This is a genomic window from Legionella drancourtii LLAP12 (assembly GCF_000162755.2).
Classification (GTDB): domain Bacteria; phylum Pseudomonadota; class Gammaproteobacteria; order Legionellales; family Legionellaceae; genus Legionella; species Legionella drancourtii.
This window is the reverse complement of the sequence record NZ_JH413816.1, coordinates 1-22,433: the sequence shown is the minus strand read 5'-3', so window position 1 is coordinate 22,433 and position 22,433 is coordinate 1. Positions and strand designations below refer to the sequence as shown.

The following is a 22,433-nucleotide window of genomic DNA, read 5'->3' as shown; positions in this document are numbered from 1 at the left end:
TACAATGCTGGCTTGTGGAGTTATTCTTAATCAAGGACGAGCCGTGTCGCGTTTTTTATTTCCTCTTTCCTTATTTCTTAGCGCGGTACTTTTATTCAGTATTCAACCTATGGCTGCCCGCGCTTTATTACCTGTTTACGGCGGTACTCCTGCAGTTTGGAGTGTTTGCATGTTATTTTTTCAAGCAATATTGTTAATTTCTTATGGATATGCGGCGCTGTTAAGTTTATTGAAGAAATCTCTGCTCTGGCGCTTGGCTCATAGTAGCTTATTAATTTTGAGTTTTACGGCAATACCGCTTTTATTTCGCCCTTTAGTAACTGAGGGGGCACCGGAATGGAGTATTTTATACAATTTATTAACGCAGTTAGGCTTGCCATTACTTGTACTAGGGGCATCAGCACCTTTATTGCAATTTGCTTACAGTCAGACCAAGGCAAAGGGAGCGGCTGACCCTTATTTTTTATATATTGCGTCTAATTTAGGTAGTCTGGCTTCATTGCTGCTTTATCCTGGAGTAATTGAACGCTTTATTGGTTTAAAAAATCAATTTCATTGGTGGAGTATTGGTTATATCGTTTATGTATGTGTTTTATTATTAGTACTTTATACCAATCGTTATAAACCCTTAGAGCTTAATACGAAAGAAGATAGTCCTTGGCCATGGCAAGATATGGTGTATTGGGTATTTTTAAGTTTTGTACCGTGTAGTTTCATGCTCGGCGTGACTTTGTACATCACCACGGATGTGGCGGCTACTCCTTTATTTTGGGTATTGCCTCTGGCTTTATATCTGTTAACGTTTATCATTGCTTTCACGACTAAACCTATTTTTTCTTTTTCCTGGCTTGCACGCAATTGTATTTTCTTTCTGGTGTTTTCCATTCTCGGTTTTATTTTAAATGTGAGTCAAATCCGCGCTTGGCAAACGATTTTATTTAATTTACTCAGTTTTTTTATTTTTGCACTTCTTTGCCACCGACAACTATTTTTAAGCAGGCCCAAACCGCAATTACTCACTTTATTTTATTTATGCTTAGCTCTTGGGGGCGTTTTGGCGGGTATTTTTAATGGGATTATCGCGCCGCATATATTTAATCAGGTCTATGAATACCCCTTAGCCATTTTATTTAGTTTATTGGTGTTACCGAGTAAAACAGTAGGCTGGGCTATAGGGACTAACCGCAATGTGAATTATTCATTATTAAAGTTAATGAGTGTTCCCTTGATTGTATTGGGATTATTACTGAGTCCACATTTTATTCCGGAGATCCACTGGCCGCATGGTTTTTCTACATTTCAAATTAGCGCTATTTTATCTTTAATCGTATTGGTGGTGTGGCAACGCAGTAAAATCAGTCTGTTTTTATCCATGTTCATTTTATTTGGTTTTATTTTTTCACCGGCTCTGCAAGAAGAGGATATTCTCGTACAAGAGCGTAATTTTTATGGTGTAAAAAAAGTAGTCGATAAAGGAGGCGCTCATGCCTTAATTAGTCAGTCTACTGTGCATGGATTGCAATTAATGAATGGCGTAAAGCCCAATGGTTATAGTTCTTACTATGGGGCAATTAAACCAGTTGTTGACAATTTGCAACAAGAATGGCCCTCACTTTCAGTAACCATTATTGGTTTAGGAATTGGTACTATGGCGTGTCAATTTCGCCCAGTGGATCAGCTTAAAATCATTGAAATTGATGATCAGGTGATTCAATTAGCTAAAGATGCACAATTATTTACTTATTTACGCGATTGCCCTCCCCAAATTGACATTATCAAAAATGATGGCCGTTTAGCTGTAGAAAAACTTCCTGATGCCTCACAAAAATTATTAATTGTTGATGCGTTTAATTCGGATGCTATTCCAGTGCATTTAATCACGCTAGAAGCATTTGCCTTGTACAAGCATAAAATTACTCAAGATGGGGCCATTTTGGTTAATTTAAGTAATCGCCACTTGGATTTATTACCCGTATTAACTGCCGTAGGTCGTTCTTTAGATATGATGGTCTTTTATATTGCCCATCAAGGTGATTCTGCATTAGGGCAATTTTCTTCTGAATGGGCTTTATTAACAATGAATGAGGAGCTGGTATTTAAATTGATGGGAAATACAAATTGGCGTTTTGTTGCCAGTAATAAGCAGTTTTTATGGACCGACGATTATTCTAATATCATCCCTTTATTAAAATGGTAGCGATAATTCACATAAACCATGTAGGTTGGATCAAATGACCGAACCTACATGATGGCACCTAGCGCCCGAATTATATCTCAGCTAAATTCCCTTTAGTTTCTAACCAAATTTTTCTATCGCCGGCACGTTTTTTATTAAGCATCATATCCATTATTGCTTCAGCCCCTTCTTCATCTTCTAATGTCAGTTGCACTAAACGGCGGGTATTGGGATCCATTGTCGTTTCACGCAGTTGGATGGGGTTCATTTCACCCAAACCTTTGAAACGTTGGACATTGGCTTTGGCTTTGCTTGTTTGGGCTAGATGACTGAGCAAGCGATTTTTCTCTTCATCATCCAGGGCATAATGAACTATTTTACCCGCATCGATGCGATACAGTGGTGGCATTGCCACAAAGACATGACCTGCCTGAACCAGGGGTTTAAAATGACGCAGAAATAAGGCGCAGATTAATGTGGCAATGTGCGCTCCATCGGAGTCTGCATCGGCAAGAATACATACTTTTCCATAACGCAGACCAGTAAGATCAATTGAACCCGGATCGACACCAATCGCTACAGAAATATCATGAATTTCCTGCGAAGCCAGTACTTGTGACGAATCGACTTCCCATGAGTTTAGAATCTTGCCGCGTAAGGGCAAAATGGCCTGAAAATCTTTATTACGTGCCTGCTTCGCTGAACCACCCGCAGAGTCACCTTCTACCAAGAATAATTCAGCTTGACTCAAATCTGTTTGCAAACAATCCGCCAATTTTCCTGGCAGGGCAGGGCCTTGGCTTACACGTTTACGTGCTACTTGCTTGGCTTGTTTTAGACGACGTTGTGCACGCTCTATGGCTAGGGACGCAATGGCTTCACCTTGGTTACGGTGTTGGTTTAACCACAGCGCAAAAGCATCTTTAACCACATTACTAACAACAGCCGAGATTTGGCGCGAGCTTAAACGTTCTTTGGTTTGTCCGGCAAATTGAGGCTCTTTCATTTTTATCGAAAGAACATATTGGCACGGCTCCCATAGATCATCTGCCGCCAGTTTAACCCCACGTGGTAAAAGATTTCTTAATTCACAAAACTCATTCATGGCTTCAAACAAACCCGAACGAAAACCATTCACATGAGTTCCCCCTTGAATGGTGGGAATTAAGTTCACATAACTTTCACTAAAACCTGCACTGGCGCCATTAGACCAGACCAAGGCCCAATCTACGGTTGCATCGTCGCTTTTGAATTCACCGGCAAAGGGTTCTTCAGGCAAATAATCGCCATCCCCCAGGGATTGATTCATATAATCAACGAGGCCATGTTCGTAACACCAATGTGATTCTTCGTTATTGGTTTTATTGATAAAGGTCATCGATAAGCCAGTACATAGTACGGCTTTTGCTCTTAAAATATGGGTTAAGTGTTTGATGGAAATGCGGGTGGTATCAAAATATTTGGCATTAGGCCAAAAACGGATAGTGGTACCGGTGTCTCTTTTTTTAGTGATACCAATTTCATTTAATTCGCAGGTTTTATCACCATTAGCAAAGGACATTTGATAAACAATGCCATTACGCTTGATGGTGACTTCAAGCCGATCGGACAAAGCGTTAACTACGGATACACCGACCCCATGCAATCCTCCAGAAAAGCTGTAGTTTTTATCGGAAAATTTACCCCCCGCATGCAAACGCGTCATAATCACTTCAACACCGCTTAAACCTAATTGTGGGTGCAAATCTACGGGCATACCCCGGCCATCGTCTTCTACTTCAACAGAACCATCTTCGTGGAGGGTAACGGTGATGTGGGTGGCAAATCCTGCTAATACTTCATCCACGCTGTTATCAATAACTTCTTGAGCCAGGTGATTGGGGCGTGTGGTATCGGTATACATGCCGGGGCGACGTTGAACTGGCTCAAGTCCACTTAGGACTTCAATGGCCTGGGCGGTATAGTTTTCTGACATGGGCATTTACTCAAATTGATGTACTAGGTTTATTTTATCATAGATATGGTACAGTAGAGGAATACTCATTAGTAATAAAACTTATGCAACACAGCGCAGAAGTGCGACAATTGTCCGTAGCTTTTCAAACACATCAAAAAAAAACACTGGCTTTGGATGGGGTGAGTTTTAGTTTATATCCTGGTGAAACGCTGGTTTTGCTTGGTGAATCCGGCTGCGGAAAATCCTTGACTTCCCTGGCGTTAATGCGTTTATTGCCTAAAGCAGGTGTTTATGGCATTGATAGCCAAATCAATTTGGATGGCGAGGATATTTTAAATCTGTCAGAACGCCTGATGCGGCAGCTACGAGGCCGGCGGCTGGCTATGATTTTTCAAGAGCCTATGACTGCTTTAAATCCGGTAATGACGATTGGCGAGCAATTGGCTGAGGTTTTGTTAAGGCATAAAGCATACACCAAGAACGAGCTAAACGCTGCGATGTTGGCATCACTTAATGAAGTGGAAATGCCGCAGCCACAGGTGAAAATTAACCAATACCCTCATCAATTATCGGGTGGCCAAAAACAACGGGTCGTTATTGCCATGGCATTGGCTTGTAATCCTGAAATTTTAATTGCAGATGAGCCAACAACAGCTTTAGATGTCACCATTCAAGCCCAGATTTTAGCATTGCTGAAAAAATTAACAAAAAAATCATCAGATGAGCATGTTATTGATTACCCATGATTTAGGCGTAGTCAAGGCTATGGCCGATCGTGTGTGCGTCATGTATGCTGGGCAGGTCGTGGAACAGTCCTCGGTTCATGATTTTTTTACGCAGCTAAAGCATCCTTATGTGCAGCAATTGCTTGCTTCCTTACCTTCCTTTGCGAAAAAAACAGAACGATTGTCGGTGATTCATGGCTTTGTTCCTTCATTAGATGCGTTGCCCTCGGGTTGCCGTTTTCATCCACGTTGTCTTTATGCTTTTGCACGATGCGAACAAGAAGAACCACAATTACAAGAGCAGGGCAATCGAATGGTGCGCTGTCATTTATATCCGCAACTTGAACAACTGCCGGTTTTAGAAACAAAGAAAATGGCATGGACTGTCGCGACCACCGAGGCAAAAAGCATATTGAATGTTCATGAGTTATCGGTTGATTTTGTTCAAAAAAAAGGATTGTTTAGCCGTTCTAAAGTACAGTTTAAAGCGGTTGATAAGCTGTCTTTTCATTTACAACAAGGAAAAACCCTGGCCTTGGTTGGCGAATCAGGATGTGGTAAGACAACTACTAGTCGAGCCTTATTACGTTTATTGCCTGTAGCTGGAGGCGAGATTCATTATCGTGATTGCGATGTACTTACTTTGCGAGGAAAAGCATTAAGGAATTACCGTAAGAAAGTACAAATTATTTTCCAAGATCCTTTTTCTTCGATGAATCCGCGCATGACTGTTGGGGAAATTATTGCCGAAGGCATGCATGCCCAAAGAATGAAGCGTTCTGTGATTAGCAAAAGACAGAAGGAACTATTAAACCAGGTCAATTTGCCGCTCAACAGCTTGCATCGTTATCCACATCAATTCTCTGGTGGGCAGCGGCAGCGGATTTGCATTGCCAGGGCTTTGGCAACGGAACCTGATATTTTAATTTGTGATGAACCAACAAGTGCACTAGATGTTTCGGTTCAGGCTCAAATTCTTAATTTATTGAAAGAATTACAACAAGAAACGGGTATTTCCTACTTGTTTATTACGCATAATATGGGCGTTGTATCTTATATTGCTGATGAAGTGTTAGTTATGAAGGAAGGGAGGGTAGTAGAGTTCGGTACTTGTGAGAAGATTTTTAAACAGCCAGAACAAGTTTATACGCAGCAATTATTGAACGCGGTATTGGATATTGATACGTAATCAATCATCTATCTAATTGTTATTCAACTACCTACCTTAGCTACTACTGCAATTTCCTTCCCAATATTTTCAAGGATATTTTGTCGCTCTGTTTGAGCAAAAAATAAATTCCCATCAAAAAATAGCTTACCGCAAATCAACAATAAGCCTATTCCGCTTGCCGCTATTGCAATATTGAGCAAGATTGGTTTCCATTGTGCTCTATGATTCCCCATAGTGAGATAAGCCTTATTGAATGTGGTCTTAAATTCCTCTTGTACACGGCATAGCTCTTCTTTATCTACAGGCTCGGCTCCGAGAACTAAATTAGTAAACTGCTCAACCAATGTCTGTAGATCAACAGCAATATTCTGAGTCCGTTGTCCATCGTCAGAGCGAGGGTATTTTTCTTTTAGTACCTTACCATAGTTCTTAAGCTTCGCTATTTTTTCACGAGTCAGAGCAAGCGCATGAGCAGTCTTAAGACAAGTTCTAAGCTCGGCTGGCGCCTTTCGCAAGGCAATGGAAATCGCTTCTGAGCTTGGTCTATTATCAGTAGTCATTCTAGAAAGTCTTTGAACAATATCTATATGCCCAAGTGAGGCAGCCCCTTGCAATACCTTAGCAATTGCCTCAGAAGTCGGTTTATGATCCGTATCCAAGTCAGTAAAAATTTCTACCAGTTTCCATTGCCTTTGACCTGCTGCAATTTGCAAGGCCTCGGAAATTGTTGCACGTGTTGGTCGATTATCACCCTCCATTTGACAAACCAGCTCAACAACCTCTCTTTTTTCAGAATAAGCTGCCGAGCATCTCAGAAGCTTAGCAACTAGTTCGGGAGTCGGCTTATTGTCGCCACTCATCGTACAAAACTGCTTCAATAACTCTAGTGGGCCTTGATAAATAGCCAATTCAAAGACATAGGAGACCGCTTCAGCGGTTAGATTCCCATCCGCACAGAGGATTTTTACTGTCTCCCATTGACCCGCGTTAGTTGCTATGCGCAAAGCTTCAAAAGTCACTTCAGGGTTCGCTCTATTCTCAGAACTCGTGGACTTAGCCAAGATTTTCATTATTTCCCATTGGCGAGCACGAACGGCTATTTCCAGAACTTCAGAAATTAGCTCGGATGTTGGTTGTTTGTCGCCACTGCGCTGGACCAGCGCTTCTACAGATGCTCCTCTATTCGAGCGAGCCGCTATTTTTAGAGCATTGGCGAGGCACTCAGGACTAAGTTTATTTTGCTCACTTGGTATATCAGTGAGTATTCGGATCGCTTCTACCCGATCAAGATGAATAGCAAACTCCAAAACCTTAGTAAGGGACTTCCCTTGGGGGTCGTTTTCTGTAACTATCGCACAAAGCTCTTGCATCACATCTAGGCGGCTATAATAGATCGCTTTTTTCATGGCATTCACCAGCGCTTCGCTAGAAGGTTTATTTTCTCCGCTCATAGCGCAAAACCTTTGTATCACTTCTAAAGGGGCATGCCTGGCAGCTAGTTCTAGTGCTTCAGACACCTCTTTTTTCCCAGGCTTTTGATCATCCTCCATGCTACAAATTTTAAGCACAATTTCCCATTGACTTGCATTAGTAGCCAATACTAAAGCCTTGGAAAATGCGAGATAAGAGGGTTTAGAGGCTCTTTCGGCATTACAAAGTTCCCTCACAACTGTCCATTGACCAAGGCAAGCTGCTTCCTTCAATACTTTGGAAAGAATATCCCGACTCAATTTTTTGTCTTTACTCAGGGTACAGAGGAGCATCACTAGTTCCCATTGGCAAGCACGGTTAGCCCAAAACAAGGCTTTTGAAAACGCTTCGTCTGTCAGCATATTATCTAAACTACAGAGAAATTTTACCGCCTCTAGCTCTATGGCGTCGGTAGCTTTTCGCAAGGCTTGCGTGCAGTCGTCCTTAGTCGCATAAAAGAAGCGTCCTCCTGACCATTTAGCAACGGAGGAAACTTCGCTTAAAGCGAAATTTAGAAGCTCTGCATTGACCTCTTTTGCATTTAGAAGCAGAGACAAAATATTGTACTTACCAATAATAGCGCTTCTTATGCAGATAAGCTTGACAATAGGCTCTTTACACGTACTTGCTGCCATTAAACTAGAGCATATGGAGCGCAGTGGAGCATTTTTAACGAAAACTTCGATGAGCGCTCTTTCATATTCAGCAATGACCTCTGAGTCATTGCGTTTAATAGTGAGAACCTCATGCAGAAAGGACTCAAGCTCAAAATTTGCTGGTGATTTTTCTTCAATAAGGACTTTTATCAGATAGGCGTAAAAGGCATATTTATCAGTGGGAAAATCCTGCATAGAAGAAATATTCTTCATAATACGCTTTAGGAAATTCCATTTGCGTTGATTTTCCACCCAGCAGTCTTCGACAAAATAATAATCCTCTTGGGTCCAACTTTCTTTGGCGAGGAAATACTGTTGGACAGCAGCTTTAAGTGAAGTTGCTATATTTTCTAGCTGCTGCTTGATAAGTGTGGAATGTGTTAATGCATCTTTTGCTAAGAGTCTAATCAGCGCAGGATCCGCTAAGGAAGTCTGAGATAGAGACAAATTAAAAATAGGAACATAAAGCAAGGGACGCAGGCTTTTGTCAATTAAGCGATACAGTTGCATGAGCTGGCTAAGGACAAGAAAGGAATCCTCCATCCTATTATCTAAGTTAGCAAGGTAACTCTTGAGCGTTTCAGGCTCATTCAATAACTTTAAAAGCTGAGGTTTGGAGGGCAGCAGATAAAACAAAGCACCCTGGTTATTATTGATAAGTTCATTGAGTTTAGCTTCGCTAATTAATTCAGCTAAGGAAGGCAAGATAGAAGAGGCATAACGCCCAGTTTGATTCAGTCTCTCAGCAAGTTGCTGAGGAGGTAGAGCTTCGAAATACGTGCAGAGCAAGTTCTTTAATTTTTCATCCTTAACTTCTCTATAGTGGACTAAAGCACAGCTTATAAACATTTCACCAAATAAAGCATAGAGCTTTTGAAAATTTTCCCGCTCATAGCCAAAGACAAGCTTAAAATTGAGGGGTTCTATCTCTGATGGATTGCCTTCCCGCTGCTCAGCAGTTAAAGAGTAAGCGACTCGATAGTTAGGGATAGTGACTATCGTTTCCTTCGCATTGGCAATCAGTTGCGCCGCCTCAGGAAAAAGCGTGAGATTTTTATAGAGTGTTTTTATCTCAGAATCTTCAGTATCAAGATTAACAAAATTATAGGCTAAAAACTGGTGCAGTAAGCTAGAGTCAATAATCGCCTTGGAATCTACCCCTCGTTTCAATAAGGTAATCAATATGGCTGTAAAAGTCTCAATTTCACCAAAAGTATTTACAAATAGAGGAAGCAGTCCCAAAAGATTTTTTTCCGAACTTAATAACTTATCAACCCGAGCAAGCTCAGTGCGTAAACTTAGTCCATTTTTAATAAAAGGATTGGCATTAAAATAATCCTTATAGCGATCATAAAGGGCTTGAGTTTTTTCACTATTCTTTGTAAGACAATGAAAAAAAAGAACGGAAACGCTTTCTACAGCAAAAAAAGGAAGATTTTTATCTGCTATAAAGCCGAGACAAGCGAAGTCTACTCCTCCAAACTGATTCTCTGGCTTGCAATTCTTAAGAAATTCAACACAGCAATCGTATATTTCTAGCCGATCAAATTGTAATTGTTGTACCTCAGCCCCTGGCTCTCGACCTTGTAGACAAAGCGAATTTAATAATTTTCGTCTTTCAAGTATCAGTTCAGCAAGGAGGTTTTCAGTCTGAGATAATTCACTAAGCTCATTTAAAGTTGGAAAAGGATCGGAGGGTGCAGAGATTAGCCATTTCCACAATTGAATAATTTCTCGGTGCATAGTTTCTTACAATCTGGGAGAAATCCACGTATTATAGCTCTATTTGATTAAATTGCAATCAATTGTTTCAATCATTAGCCTCTTAACCTAGCCACAAAAATTTGCTAAGGAACGAGATAGTCTTAACTAGGGTTCATATATGTCAACAGACCCCCTAATAACAAACGACCTCACAAGACTTCATATTATCTTAAGTATTCTTATGCTATATTTTGAGCAATATATAAATAATAAAGTCTAAATATTTATTACTTGTGGGGAATGGTTGCATGAAAGTCACTATCGGTAAGCTAAGTTTTGATACAATCAAACAATTCACTGATTATCTGGAAAAGAACTATGAAGCAAATAAATCTGTTTCTGGAGAGCAGAGCTTACAACTAAAATGCGATGACCTTGAGGCTGAGCATGTTGACCAATTGGTGCAATTTCTGGTGAGTGCAAAGCGCCCTCATGTTTATAAATTAGAATTGGTCGCGCAAAAAAACAGTGCGAATCAATTGGCACTTGATGATGCGTATTTAGTAAGTAAAAGACAGCGATTTTCTCTTGATTTCCAGCAACAAGTTGCTGATTTAACTGGAACAAAGATTTTTTTTCAAGCGCAAATAAATAAGGTAAGAAAGTCCAAGAAAAATTGGGTTGAAGGAACGCACGGCGCCAGCATTGAAATCCAAGTTCAGCAACAGCAGCAGCAACAGCAACAGCAGCAACAACAACAGAAAAAAGCAGTTAAGAGAAAACCTAAAAACACGGCGCATACGGATGATACCCTTCATTCTAATCCTCTGGCGACCTCCGCGAAGTTGGGGGAGTTAATAGAACAATCAACTATTAATGCACGATTTAACAGTTTTGCACGAGAACGCTTTCCCGTTAAGACACCCGATCTGAATCTCATCTGGGAGCGCTTAGTTGGAACACATGCTGATAAAATTGCTGAATTGGAGCGTAAGATTACCCATGTGCAGTATGCAGCCATGGAACAAATTATTCGCCATTATTCTGAGTTTGTTTATGGTTTAGTCTTAGATGATTTACCAGCCGGATTTTATTTACAAAAGACGGATGATGAGAAACATGTCTTGTGTTACAGCGCTAAACCGGAATATCAGCATCTAGACAATGTAACACCTTTAACAATTAGCCTTGAAGATGAATCGGCTGAGCATACTATTGCAGGCTCCTACCGTCAGTTTACCTTATTAAAAGATTCGCCAAGCCGTGCTCGTTATGAAACCGAGTTCAAACATTTAGTTGCCCCTAAAAACACTGTGAAAAAACGTAAAGAGGCATTTGCGTTTTTCTTAAGTGAATTAGACGCTGGTACAGAAAAAGGAGCATTAATACAGCAATATCTAGCTGCTTTGCCGTTAACTAATCTTAATTACCACGGCTTAGCGCATCTACTGATTAATTCAGGGGTTGATGGTGTTTTATTAGTATTGCAACAATTTAAGGTCTTGCACGAAAAAGAGCTTTTTGAGCAGTTCAACACACTATTTCTTGATCAGCCGCGAAATTATATTGCTTTGGCAACACCTCAGGGCTTTGAAAATCTTAATAAATTGGCCGCACTGACGCGAGAACAAAAAGTCTGGTGGACCTCTTTAGTTTCCCAGCATAAAGCTTCTGGTGCACGTACTGAATTTAATGATTTATTTACCGCTTATGAGTATTTTCTTCGCGAGCTCGCTAAAATACCAGTGGTTGATGGGGGGCCTGAGGGGCTTAAATTACCCTTATCCTGCTCTTTAGAAAATATTCGACATATGAAACCTGCGTTAGAGCGGGCTTTGTTTATTATAAGGAATGCGAGTGATCCTCAGGAACAAATGATTTGTCTTGATGATTTAGATTATGAGTCTCACGGTGCTTATTATGCCAGTCGTTATAATGATTATAAATTAGTTTCACGACAAATGGAGTTAACACCTGAGAAAGCAGATCCTGGGCTTAATTACTCGATGTCACAAGTGGTGGCAGAAATCCCCCTTTTATTGTCTAAATCTACTTATACTGATTCAGTAGCACAATTTTACCGTTTCATTGGTAAGCAAGACTGGGCTTTTAGCCTGGATGTTTACCAAAAGATGGAACATGAGATAACAACAAACACCTTGGGTCGAACGCATTATTTTAAATCCATTCAGGAGCAACTGTTGAGTATGGTTGCGTTAACTACCACCGGAAAACGTGCTTGCACCCGAATCGATGATCCTTCTGAGAGTTTTTCCCGTTTACTCCATAAATTTATTGCAGTGGCAAATATTCTTGATCCAGAACCTGGTTCGGATATGGGCTTGCTCTCCACTGTTGCTGCTTGTTCTGGGGCACTAAGCATGTGTACATGGGACACCATGCCTACAATTGATGAACTAGACAAGCTTTGGGATGTTTTACTCTTATCACAAGATAACGCGCCAGAGTTAGGTCAAAGCATTAATACCTTAGTAATACTGACCTTAAATTTAATTAGTAACTATGACGAGGCCGCTGCGCTTTTTATTGATAATTACAAAAAACGATTTGTTGTTGAACAATCAAATACTTCTAAAATTAAAAAATTTGATTTTTCTTTATTATTACAACACCTGGTTTACCGCTCGAAGCTAGATACCCATCTACCAGCTCTTTTTGTTGGCCAACGTGAATCATTGACCCAATTTATTGTGTTAATGTCCCTGGTTAGTGATGAAATTACACCGGTTACTACGGAGCTCCAAGATCAACCTGATTCTGATTTTGAAACAAAAATAAAAAATTTGGCGAAAATTATTCTTACGCTTCATGATGAGCACCGAGTCTTGTTATTAAACATTTTCACCGATATAAATATCGAAGCATCGTATAACTTACCTTCACTTGAAGAATTAATAACGATTACACATTTAGTTGCTGCTGAAGAAGCAGAATTGAACAAGTTAAATAGTGAGCAACAAGAAGCTAAAATATTGGAGCTAGTCACAAAACAATTACCGAACATCAAAATAGGCAAGGTACCTGTTAATGAATCGATAAATGGTCTTTTTGATGTACTTAAGAACGCCTTGAATGAATTGCAATTAGAACAAAGGCTAGAGAATGCGCCAGCGCAACTCAAAAGTAGTTTCTCAGCATTATTGATGGCTCATCAAGATGTGATGGCGGCTTTGGCAGCAGACCCTGTTGATCAGCAAAAAGTATTAGCGGCGTTGGCTCAGGAAGATAAAATAGTCGCGGCTTTATTAGATAGCACCCTTTTTCGTTTGGTTGCGTCAAACGTAAAAATTCCAATCGCACGGATTTTATTAAACATTGCTGATAGTGTTCCTGATGAAAACGTTGATTTGACCTTGGTCAATGAGTTTCTTGAGAAAAAATCAATAATGGTTTTGCTTAAACCCAGAATACAAGCCAGTTATAAATCCAGCATCACTATGGCGATTAAATCCTTACAAACTGCGAATAAAGATTTTGACCGCTTTTTGTTGGAGCAAATTCCTGAATTGGATGTTGATGCGCCTGTTGCACAGGCATTACAGAAAGCAAATCAACAATTTGAGCAATTAAATAGTTTTATTATTGCTTTGATTCGTATTCGTAATAAAAACAACGTTGATTTTCGTCGTTGCATTAGTCTCTTGGGTGAAGAAGTTAAGCCTGTGGACTATAAAAAATTATCACTCAATGTCGAGCAGATGGGTGTTATTCTGAATATTTTAAATCAATCTGATGCTGATTTAGTTGCTGAACCTTTAGCGATTTTATTCACGGTATTAAAAGAGCATCCAAAGTGCGCACCGAAGCAATTAAATAATGCTTTACAACAGGTCACTTATTTAACGCAGTACAGAAAAACCTTAGCTCCAGAAGCATACAAGACCTTACTGCGCTTATCATTTACGCATAATTTGGCGCATCAGACTTTATTTCCTTTAGAACAAATGATGCAATTTAAGAGCCTTGCAAGCGTTAATGAAAATGATTCTGAAGCCCTGTTTGATGCATTGATTCAAGTGATTAAAAACGTTAATCCGCAGGCTGAGCCTAAAGTTGATGATGCCTTACTCAAAGAGGTAATTGATAAAACAACATCGATTATCCAGAAAAAAGCCACCCAAGTGCCTGGGTTAGTACCTTTATTAACGTTGTTAATGAAAACATGTAAAAACAGCAGTGTTATTGAGTTGGCACAATATTATTCTTTAGTTAATAAATTAGAAACTACTGAAAATAGCACCTTAAGCAGCTGGACAAAAATTCTTACCACTCTTGGCAACAATGTGACTGCTGAAAATATTCACCTTTTATTGAATGTTCAATCAGGGCTTGAAATCCACGAACGCTTTATAAAGGATATCGTCAAGTTATTTGATTCCCCTCCTTATCCAAAGGTGGAGCAGTTCGTCAAGGCATTGGAAAGTAGTTCTAAAGAAGAGCCTAAAGCCTACATTGTGAATTTTGATAAAGATCCGAAAGCAGGACGTGCTCAGCAATCTAATCACTTTGGCTTCATTACGAAAACTAAAGAGAAGATTATTAAAGAACAATTTGATGATTCTCAGATTGTACACGTAGTAGAAGATATTAAAAATATTGTCGAAAAGACTAATTTAAGTAGCCAAGAGCAATATGATTTAGCGCAACAAATTACCTACATTAATGCAATAGGTCACAAGTATCCTTTAGTAATTAAAGATACGAGTAAAGAGCCTGTAGAACTAAAAACATATGATGATTTGACCGAGATTAGCAGAGCGGAGCTACGGCAGTTATTCGAGCACTTTAAAGACACGATACGCAGACCAGAAATTACTGATGCTGATAAATTAAAAGCGCAACTAAATTTACTTGCAGTAATGCGTGAGCAGTACTTCCGGGCTACAGGAAGGTTTGCTTATACGACTCAGCTTATCGCCGTCTTAATGTCATTAAAACATCAGCAACATAATATGTTGATGGAAATTGACACCGGTGAAGGCAAAAGCGTTACTACGGCCTTGCTGGCGGTGATGCAATGGGTCAATGTAAATGGTGGTACCGTCGATGTATGCACAGCAAATAGGGATTTGGTAGGCCAAGACTATAACGATAAAGGTAATAAAGATTTCTTTACCTCCCTTGGTATTGAGTCCAGTAAAATTGAGGCAGACTCACCAAAAGGAACTTATCAAGTTGGGGGTATTAACTACTCAACCATTGGCGATCTGGCTTTATATTGTTCCCGTGCCAAATTGGACGGGGAGCCCTTAACCGTTGAGAACAACGGGTATTTTGTATCCCGTAATTTAATTCTTGATGAATCTGATTTTTCGGCCTTAGACGATCGAACATTATTTAATCTGGCCTTAGGTGCTGAAGGTGGTGGAGATAGCAATGAGAATCCTTATGCGTGGATTTATCCTTTAGTCAATGAATTCATCAATCAGAAACAATTTAAAAATCTGGATCCAGCACTAGGTTGGAGTGAAGATCAGGACATTAGTCAGTTAAAAGAATTTTTAGACAAACATGCGCCTACGGGCCCGCATAAGGCGCAACTAAACGAGTTGCCTGACCGCAAATTTAATTTATGGATTAATTCAGCCATAGCCGCGCAACGTTTGGTTGAAGGCGAAGATTTTGATATTCCTGAAAGTGCTAATGAGGTGCATATTGCTGTGCCTTATAACCTAAAAGCGCCACAGGTAGGTTCTACTTTTAGCAAAGGAATACAGCAATTTTTACATGCGCGTTTACAAAAAGAATATGTTTCTAAAGGATGGAAATTTCCTATTGATGCCGAAATGCTTTTTGTCGATTCAGTATCTACTAAAGATTTAATCGATGACTATAAAGCACTGGGACGCATCGTTGGCTATTCAGGAACCTTAGGGACACAAAATGAGTTGGTAGAACAACGCGGCAAATTTAATATGGATGTTGCATGCCGAATACCACCGCATTTAGAAAATAAACGTCAAGAGCTTGCAATTCAGATTACAAAAAATAAAGCAGACCATTTAAGAAAAATTAAAGATGCGATAAATAAGGCACAAGATGGCCAGCCGATTGTTTTAATTGCTCAAGATGCGAATGAGGTGAAATACCTTGAAGAAGAACTGAAAAAGCATTTTGCAAGCAAATTTAATATTGGCGCTTTTACAGGTAAAGAGTCCGCTGATTCACGCCTCGAATGGGTTAAACATGAGGCGGGTAAAAATAATACCATAACGATTGCCACTTCCTTATTAGGAAGAGGAACAGACTTTGATACGAAATATTCTAATGGTTTTCTGGCTATTCAAACGTATCTTGATTCAGCACGCAATACGCGTCAGATTATTGGTCGTGTTGCGAGAAATGGTAAGTTAGGTCAATACTGCGCAATTTATGAAGAGCGGGGACTTGTTCTGGCAAAATCTTGGTTCTATGAGTCTAACGAAGATCGTCAAAAAATGTTGGATGAAGTAGCTGCATTGCAAAAGAAACGCAGTGAAGCCGGGGCGGTTGAACGCCATTACGTACAAACAGTTTCTGGGATGCAACAAGTCGTCCTGAAGCAATTTGAAGAATGGCAAGCCTTTATGCGCTATGTGTGTCCGCACAGTGAATTGCAGAAATTAAATAACGATCTATTAGCACAAAGAGAAGATTTAATTCGGACTTTGGCGGAGAAATGGCAAGAATGCCTTGACCTCTCTGATCCAGGGAAGAAATACGCTAATCCCTATGAGCGCAGAGATAGTCAAGGAATACTGTTGACTACAGATTTAGAGGCTGCACTGAAACAATTTGAAATAGCCGCAGTAGAAACATGGAATGAGAAACGCGCAGTTCTTAAAGCAAAAGCTGACAGCAACATCGAGAAAGGTTCGGTCAATGAGTTACGCAGTGATTACATGGCGCAAGTATCATTGACCGACGAGCTAGAGCTTAGCAAGTTAGCCGTACGTCAGAATAAAAAAGAAAACCACCGAGCGCAGAAAAAAGCGCATCGTCATGTGGCTTCTGCGATCGATGCAGATGGGGCCATGTTGCAGTATGCAGAAGGGGATCTGAAACAATATCGACTAGATTATGCAAAGAACCAGATTGAATTATTCAAGGTAGATATTAGCAAGATTGTTGCAAATAATTCATTACTTAAACGTTCGGAAAGAAAGAACTTGCTGCAACAAATTAACAAAGTAGCCAATTTGCAAGGATTGGTCTTGATTCTCAATGATTATGCGTTTAGATGGTTACCTGAAGCACAATTTGCGAAAAAATATGAACTGCAATCGGTGATTCAAGAGTTATTGTATGTTTACAAACAAGTAGGTCTTGAAGAAACGGAAGAATTACAGACATTAAGAGAAACTTATTTTGATAATGTTGCTGATGATATCGCTGATAATTTAGAAAATACACTCTCTTGGGCAATTAAAGCTAATCGCGGTTTAGGATATTGGCTAGAGCGTAAGGCGGTGACTAATGCGGCTAATGAAATATTGCAGGTGGTTACGGAACTAAAAGAAACTTTGGATCCGAAAGCACGGCAGATGGCTATTAAAAATCTTTATAAGGTATTAGCGGCACATGAAGCGAAATTAGAAGGTTTATGGATCTTTTCTTTTGGTCATAAAAATACCCGGACCTTGATTAAGCAGACGCTTTCTACCTTAGATGGATTAATCGCTCTTGGCAGTGGTGAAGATGCGCTTGATGCAACGTTCATTCGTGATTGTAAAGAAGATGCGATTCACAATGTGATGTACGGTAAATTTAACAAGGCACTGCAGGCAGTCGAAAAAAATCAAGCAAAAATCCTAAAAAATAATAGCGAATGGAGCACAATTAAAGAGCGCTTAAATGTTATTCAAAATGATACAAACAGTGTTTATGCTTTTTATGAAATGAAAAGCTTCCTGGATAATAAAATGGAAGAGCTAAGAAGAACAAATTCTAAATTAATTGCTCCTTTAACTAACGTCCGCGGCGAGATTCGTAAAATTTTGGATGAGTACAGCCAAAAACATCAAGACCTAATGGATGAAAGTAAGTATTTTGAACTTAAAGCCGCCAAAATTAAGGCCACGCTGAATCATTCAGAAGGATTCAATGCAGAAAATGTCACTTTAAAATCGGGACACAATGGTTTTAGTGATTACCTGGACTTAATCATTGAAGGCAAAGGAACACATCCTTTGTTTGCTGACTTTAGCCAATACAATTCACAAATACCTACATTGACTGCAATGCAAGAAGACGTGGCAATACAATTAAGTAAAACGGAGCAAAATATTTCATTCCTGGAACAAGTGGAACGTGAGTATTTACCCGCATTGACTTCCAGCGCAGCCAAGGTTTATCCGGAACAATTTCCTGACGAGTGCCATGAGCAAGTGAGGGCGATTCTTCAATTAAAATCTTATGTTACAGGGCAACTGCCAAAAGATTTAAGTGTTTTTTCAGAATCAGCGCAAATTGATTTTCAGGATAGAGAATTTGTCAAAGATTTTGATTTTGACAGTATGGATTTAGAAAAACTACGCGCAATAAAAGATCCACAATTACAATCTGGCTTTATCGATTTGTACAACAAAAAGCATAAAGTCGAAGAACCTCGTTCGTTTTGGTCGAGAGCTCTCTCTTATGCAACCAGCTTCCTCATCCATCAGGAAAGCGAGGAAGACATGCGTTATCAATTTCATGAGCTTAAAAACAGTCCTAATTCACGCATACTAAATGTTTTACTCCCTGATATTGGTAAAAAACAAATAGCTTTAGCTGCGAAGATTAAGGAATTACACCAAGACGCGTTAAGTCAGAAAAAAGTACTTGAAGGCAAAGAAGTATTTTTAAATGAGAAAGTTGCCGAAGAAGAAGCCAAAGGGGGCGTCTATTGCAAACGTTTTAAAGACAAGAGCGAGTTTTATGCTTTTGAAGTACAAATTAACAAAACTCCTACGCCACCAGTGCAGGATAACATCCCTGGTGAACCATTACCGCATGAGCCAGAAGAGGAGCTCGTTGATGAACACCCTGAACCACCACGCGGTCTTCTGCTTTAACTAATCAATGCTCCTAATGCTCATCGCTTAAGATAAATTGTGCGATGAGCATTAGGTTTTGTTTGTTAAATAGTGCTGGGTGCGGAAAAGCCCACGGTATGGGGATTTTCTGGTCAACTTCGGGCTTATTCTCAGCTGTACCTGTAGGCTGACTGATGTTTTAAACGGAACTAAAAACAATGTCTGTTTATAGAAAAAAATTACCAATTTAATCTCAATAAAAAAATTTATTGACGCCACAAAATAAAAAAATTATTGACGCCACAAAATCTATTGTTTACTATGCAAATCGGCGAGGAAAAGCCGCACATGAAAACTTATGGAATTTGTATCATGAAAAAACTAATTAAAAACCAACAAACGCAGTTAATGGAATATGCCGTATCACTAATTAGTACCCACAACATCTTATCCCTTTTTATTCTTATTTTTCTTTACATTCTGTATGACTCCTGGGTCTTGAGCTAAAGAATCACAATTTTAAAATCAAACATGACGCTTTTGCGTGTTGTATTATTTTTTATGTTTAAAGGATTAAGCTGTGAAAAATTAATATTGTTTTGTTTTATGGTGTTGTGCTATTCGGCTTGGGGAGAGAATATACATAAAATTTCTAAACATAGCCCGCCAATTCCTACAACAAACTCTTTAACGTTTCCTAATAATCCACCTCCTCGATTTGTTTATTTAGGTGAGCCTTTAAAAGTTCCACTGCGGTTGCAATTGAATTTTCTGGGTAATTGTTATAGATGGCCATGGGAACTTTTCCGTACACCACCAGGCACTAATTTGGAATATGTCTCGGGTGTTTGTTGGACAGAGTATTTTGTGGAAATTGTTTTTCGAACCGATAGTTTCCGAACTATATCTGGAAAAGAGTCCTTTTATATTGGAAGATTCAACGGAATACCCACGTATATACACTCACCTGAATTTTCAACAACGATAATCCCTCACCCGTTATCAATGAACGTTATCCCTCAACAATCTGCAACAGCAGGCGTTTCTTTTCGCTATGATTTTAAGCCTGCTGGCGTAGCTTTTTACAACGAAAATCAAATGTCAGGGGCTTCTGTAGTCGGTGAAATGCCTCAAGCGGATATAGATCAATTGGCTAAAGTAGGATTACAATTTCATCCCGATACCCTAATAATTGATGGAACGCCCAAAAAAACAGACGTATTAACTTTGCATGTAGGGGCTAAAAATGGATACAGCACCGCCGCCGCCATCCAATTTACGCTTAAAATTGATGCAAACTTAGAGCACACCCCTGTTTTCAAAAAGCACTTCTCTATTGCCAGTGCTGCAGTTGCTGAAAAGTACACCATGGATCTCATGAACTTGCTTGAAAAAACACCTGGTTTTGGGGAGACAAACCAAATTTCATTTAGTATTGTAAAAGATGGACTCAATGCGGGGTGGTTAAAAATATCTGATACAAACAGCATGTTACTTGAAGGGGTAGCCCATAAAGAGGACGCAGGGAAAGAAGTTCAAGTCAAATTAATGGCGCATTCTAATACAGGGGGAAACAGCGATCCCATAACGATTTACATTCCAGTTGCCGCCGACCCTGAGCAAAAACCAACGATTAATTATTTTGAGATGGAGCAACTTGCAGGAAGTCAATTTTACACCGATGTGCTCACACATATTTCTTCTCCTGCTAAAGAAGCAAATCCGAAAATAATTCTAGAAAAAATAGAGCCCAAAGCGGACTGGCTGCATGTTTCGGAATTAAATCCTACCGCGTTAGAAGGCGTTATCCCTCTTGACGCTACAGGTCAAAAATATCTGATTACTTTGCGTGCGAGCACCATTGCTGGAGGCGCATCTAATGCAATAACGATTCCGTTGCAAATTAGCGTCGACAACGAGCGCACTCCACAATTTAAAGCGGCAAATCCTCATTTACCTCTAGTGTACCCTGGGCAAGATTATTTCTATGATTTTGTGGAACATCAAGATGTATTTCCAGAGTACGATGATGCCCCTTACACAATTGAGTTTGCTGAAAATTATGAACCACCAACCTGGTTAAAACTGCAAAACAATAAACTGTTCTCAGAATCTTTAGTTCCAGACGATAATAGCCAATTTAAACCTTTCTCACTACCTTCAGTGACACTTGCTTTTTATCAAGGGGCTCCGACCACTGTTTATAGTGGTGAAACATTACGTATTCCTATGCTCATCTATTTTGAGCATCTGCGAAGAAAAAAGAGCTGGACCAGTGAGACCAATATTCCTGTGAGCGTGGAAAATGTAGTTGGGAACTGCCCTACATTGCCTAGTGATGAACTTACTTGGCATAAAGGTCACTGTTACATGAACGTTGTTATAAATAGCCGAGGGGTTAATATTGGAACTTCTATACAAGGTTTTGTGCGGTACCATGTAGAGGGAGAAAAAGATGGGAACTATTTTAATTGTCGATTTCCTTCTCCTTATTTCTCAGTCACTGTAATCCCTCATCCATTATCAATGACCAACATTCAACAACAATCTGCTAAAATTGGCCAGGAATTCATTTACCCTTTATGGACCGCAGTACAATATTATAGTGAAAGTAGAAGCGCTAATATCAATGTGAACTTGAAGATAAGCGCAGAGGAATATGGAAAATTAAAGGATTTAAGCTTATATTTTGAGCCCTCAGATTTTTCCATTCGCGGAAAACCGAATAAGACGGGAACATTTCAATTTCATGTGGGTGCTAGTAATGTTTATGGTGGCACCGAGCTTACGACATTAGGCCTTAACGTCGGATATAATCCCAAGGATAAACCACGTTTTAAACAAAATAACGAGATTGCCAGTGCAGTACCTGATAAGAAATACAGCTTAAACTTAGTCAATTTACTCGAAAACAATGCCCTATTTAATGAAACAAACCAAGTGACCTTTAGGTTTGATCCTAATTCGCCAAAACCGGAAGGACTTAATATTAATGCGGCAAATCTTACTGTTCTTGAAGGAAGTATCCCTAAAAATCTAGCTGGACAAGTTGTGAATGCAACCATTATTGCTACTTCGAATACAGGCGGAGATTCTGATGAATCGTTGACGATTCATATTCCTGTTGCGGCCGACCCGGAGCAAAAGCCAACGATTAGTTATTTTGAGATGAAACAACTCGCAGGGAATCAATTTTTAATTGACATATCAAACCAAATCCAAGATCCAGCGAATGACTCTGAGCTTAAAGTGATTATTGATAAAATAGAGCCCAAGGTAACCTGGCTTAATATTTCGTCACTGAATCCTAAAGCACTGGAAGGTGTCGTTCCCAATCTAGCAACAGGACAAAAATATTTGATTACGTTGCATGCTAATACACGCACGGGTGGAAACTCTGATTCAATAACAGTCCCGTTACAAATAAATTTTGACCCCCGTCTCACTCCTCAATTTAAAGAAGATAATCCTCATTTACCGATGCTCTTTCCCGGACAGCCTTTTATTTATAATTTTGTTGATAGTCGAGATATATTTCCAGAGTACGATGATGCTCC

Annotated in this window: 6 protein-coding genes and 1 pseudogene; 5 read left to right on the top strand and 2 right to left on the bottom strand. The window is 39.6% G+C overall.

Annotated elements, in window-relative coordinates; genetic code table 11:
• Nucleotides 1-43 precede the first annotated feature (43 nt).
• Complete coding sequence (locus LDG_RS06950) at nucleotides 44-2,197, top strand: fused MFS/spermidine synthase (RefSeq protein WP_006870528.1); 2,154 nt, start codon at nucleotides 44-46, stop codon at nucleotides 2,195-2,197.
• 70 nt (nucleotides 2,198-2,267) lie between these two features.
• On the opposite strand, the gene parE is transcribed toward LDG_RS06950, so the two are convergent.
• On the bottom strand, nucleotides 2,268-4,151 hold the full coding sequence (gene parE, locus LDG_RS06945) for a DNA topoisomerase IV subunit B (RefSeq protein ID WP_006870527.1): 1,884 nt from the start codon (nucleotides 4,149-4,151) through the stop codon (nucleotides 2,268-2,270).
• 83 nt (nucleotides 4,152-4,234) lie between these two features.
• On the opposite strand from parE, the pseudogene LDG_RS18445 reads away from it, so the two are divergent.
• Nucleotides 4,235-6,047: pseudogene (locus LDG_RS18445) on the top strand (ABC transporter ATP-binding protein).
• A gap of 23 nt (nucleotides 6,048-6,070) precedes the next feature.
• Here the strand turns inward: LDG_RS18445 and LDG_RS06935 are convergent.
• The gene (locus LDG_RS06935) at nucleotides 6,071-9,898 is read right to left on the bottom strand and encodes an ankyrin repeat domain-containing protein (RefSeq protein WP_006870524.1); all 3,828 of its coding nucleotides are present in this window, start codon (nucleotides 9,896-9,898) and stop codon (nucleotides 6,071-6,073) included.
• Nucleotides 9,899-10,167: 269 nt separating this feature from the next.
• Between LDG_RS06935 and LDG_RS06930 the strand changes: the two genes are divergently transcribed.
• From LDG_RS06930 to LDG_RS06925, 3 genes are all read left to right on the top strand, one after another.
• The gene (locus tag LDG_RS06930) at nucleotides 10,168-18,915 is read left to right on the top strand and encodes a hypothetical protein (protein ID WP_006870523.1); all 8,748 of its coding nucleotides are present in this window, start codon (nucleotides 10,168-10,170) and stop codon (nucleotides 18,913-18,915) included.
• 333 nt (nucleotides 18,916-19,248) lie between these two features.
• Nucleotides 19,249-19,383: a hypothetical protein gene (locus tag LDG_RS20515; protein WP_006870521.1), complete on the top strand. Its 135-nt coding sequence runs from the start codon at nucleotides 19,249-19,251 to the stop codon at nucleotides 19,381-19,383.
• Nucleotides 19,384-19,881: 498 nt separating this feature from the next.
• On the top strand, nucleotides 19,882-22,433 hold a 2,552-nt coding region (locus LDG_RS06925), incomplete at its 3' end, for a hypothetical protein (RefSeq protein WP_148263532.1).

Coding starts and splice junctions, on each gene's coding strand:
- LDG_RS20515 (WP_006870521.1), top strand. CDS start 19,249: ATGAAAAAACTAATTAAAAACCAACAAACGCAGTTAATGGAATATGCC.
- LDG_RS06930 (WP_006870523.1), top strand. CDS start 10,168: ATGAAAGTCACTATCGGTAAGCTAAGTTTTGATACAATCAAACAATTC.
- LDG_RS06935 (WP_006870524.1), bottom strand. CDS start 9,898: ATGCACCGAGAAATTATTCAATTGTGGAAATGGCTAATCTCTGCACCC.
- parE (WP_006870527.1), bottom strand. CDS start 4,151: ATGTCAGAAAACTATACCGCCCAGGCCATTGAAGTCCTAAGTGGACTT.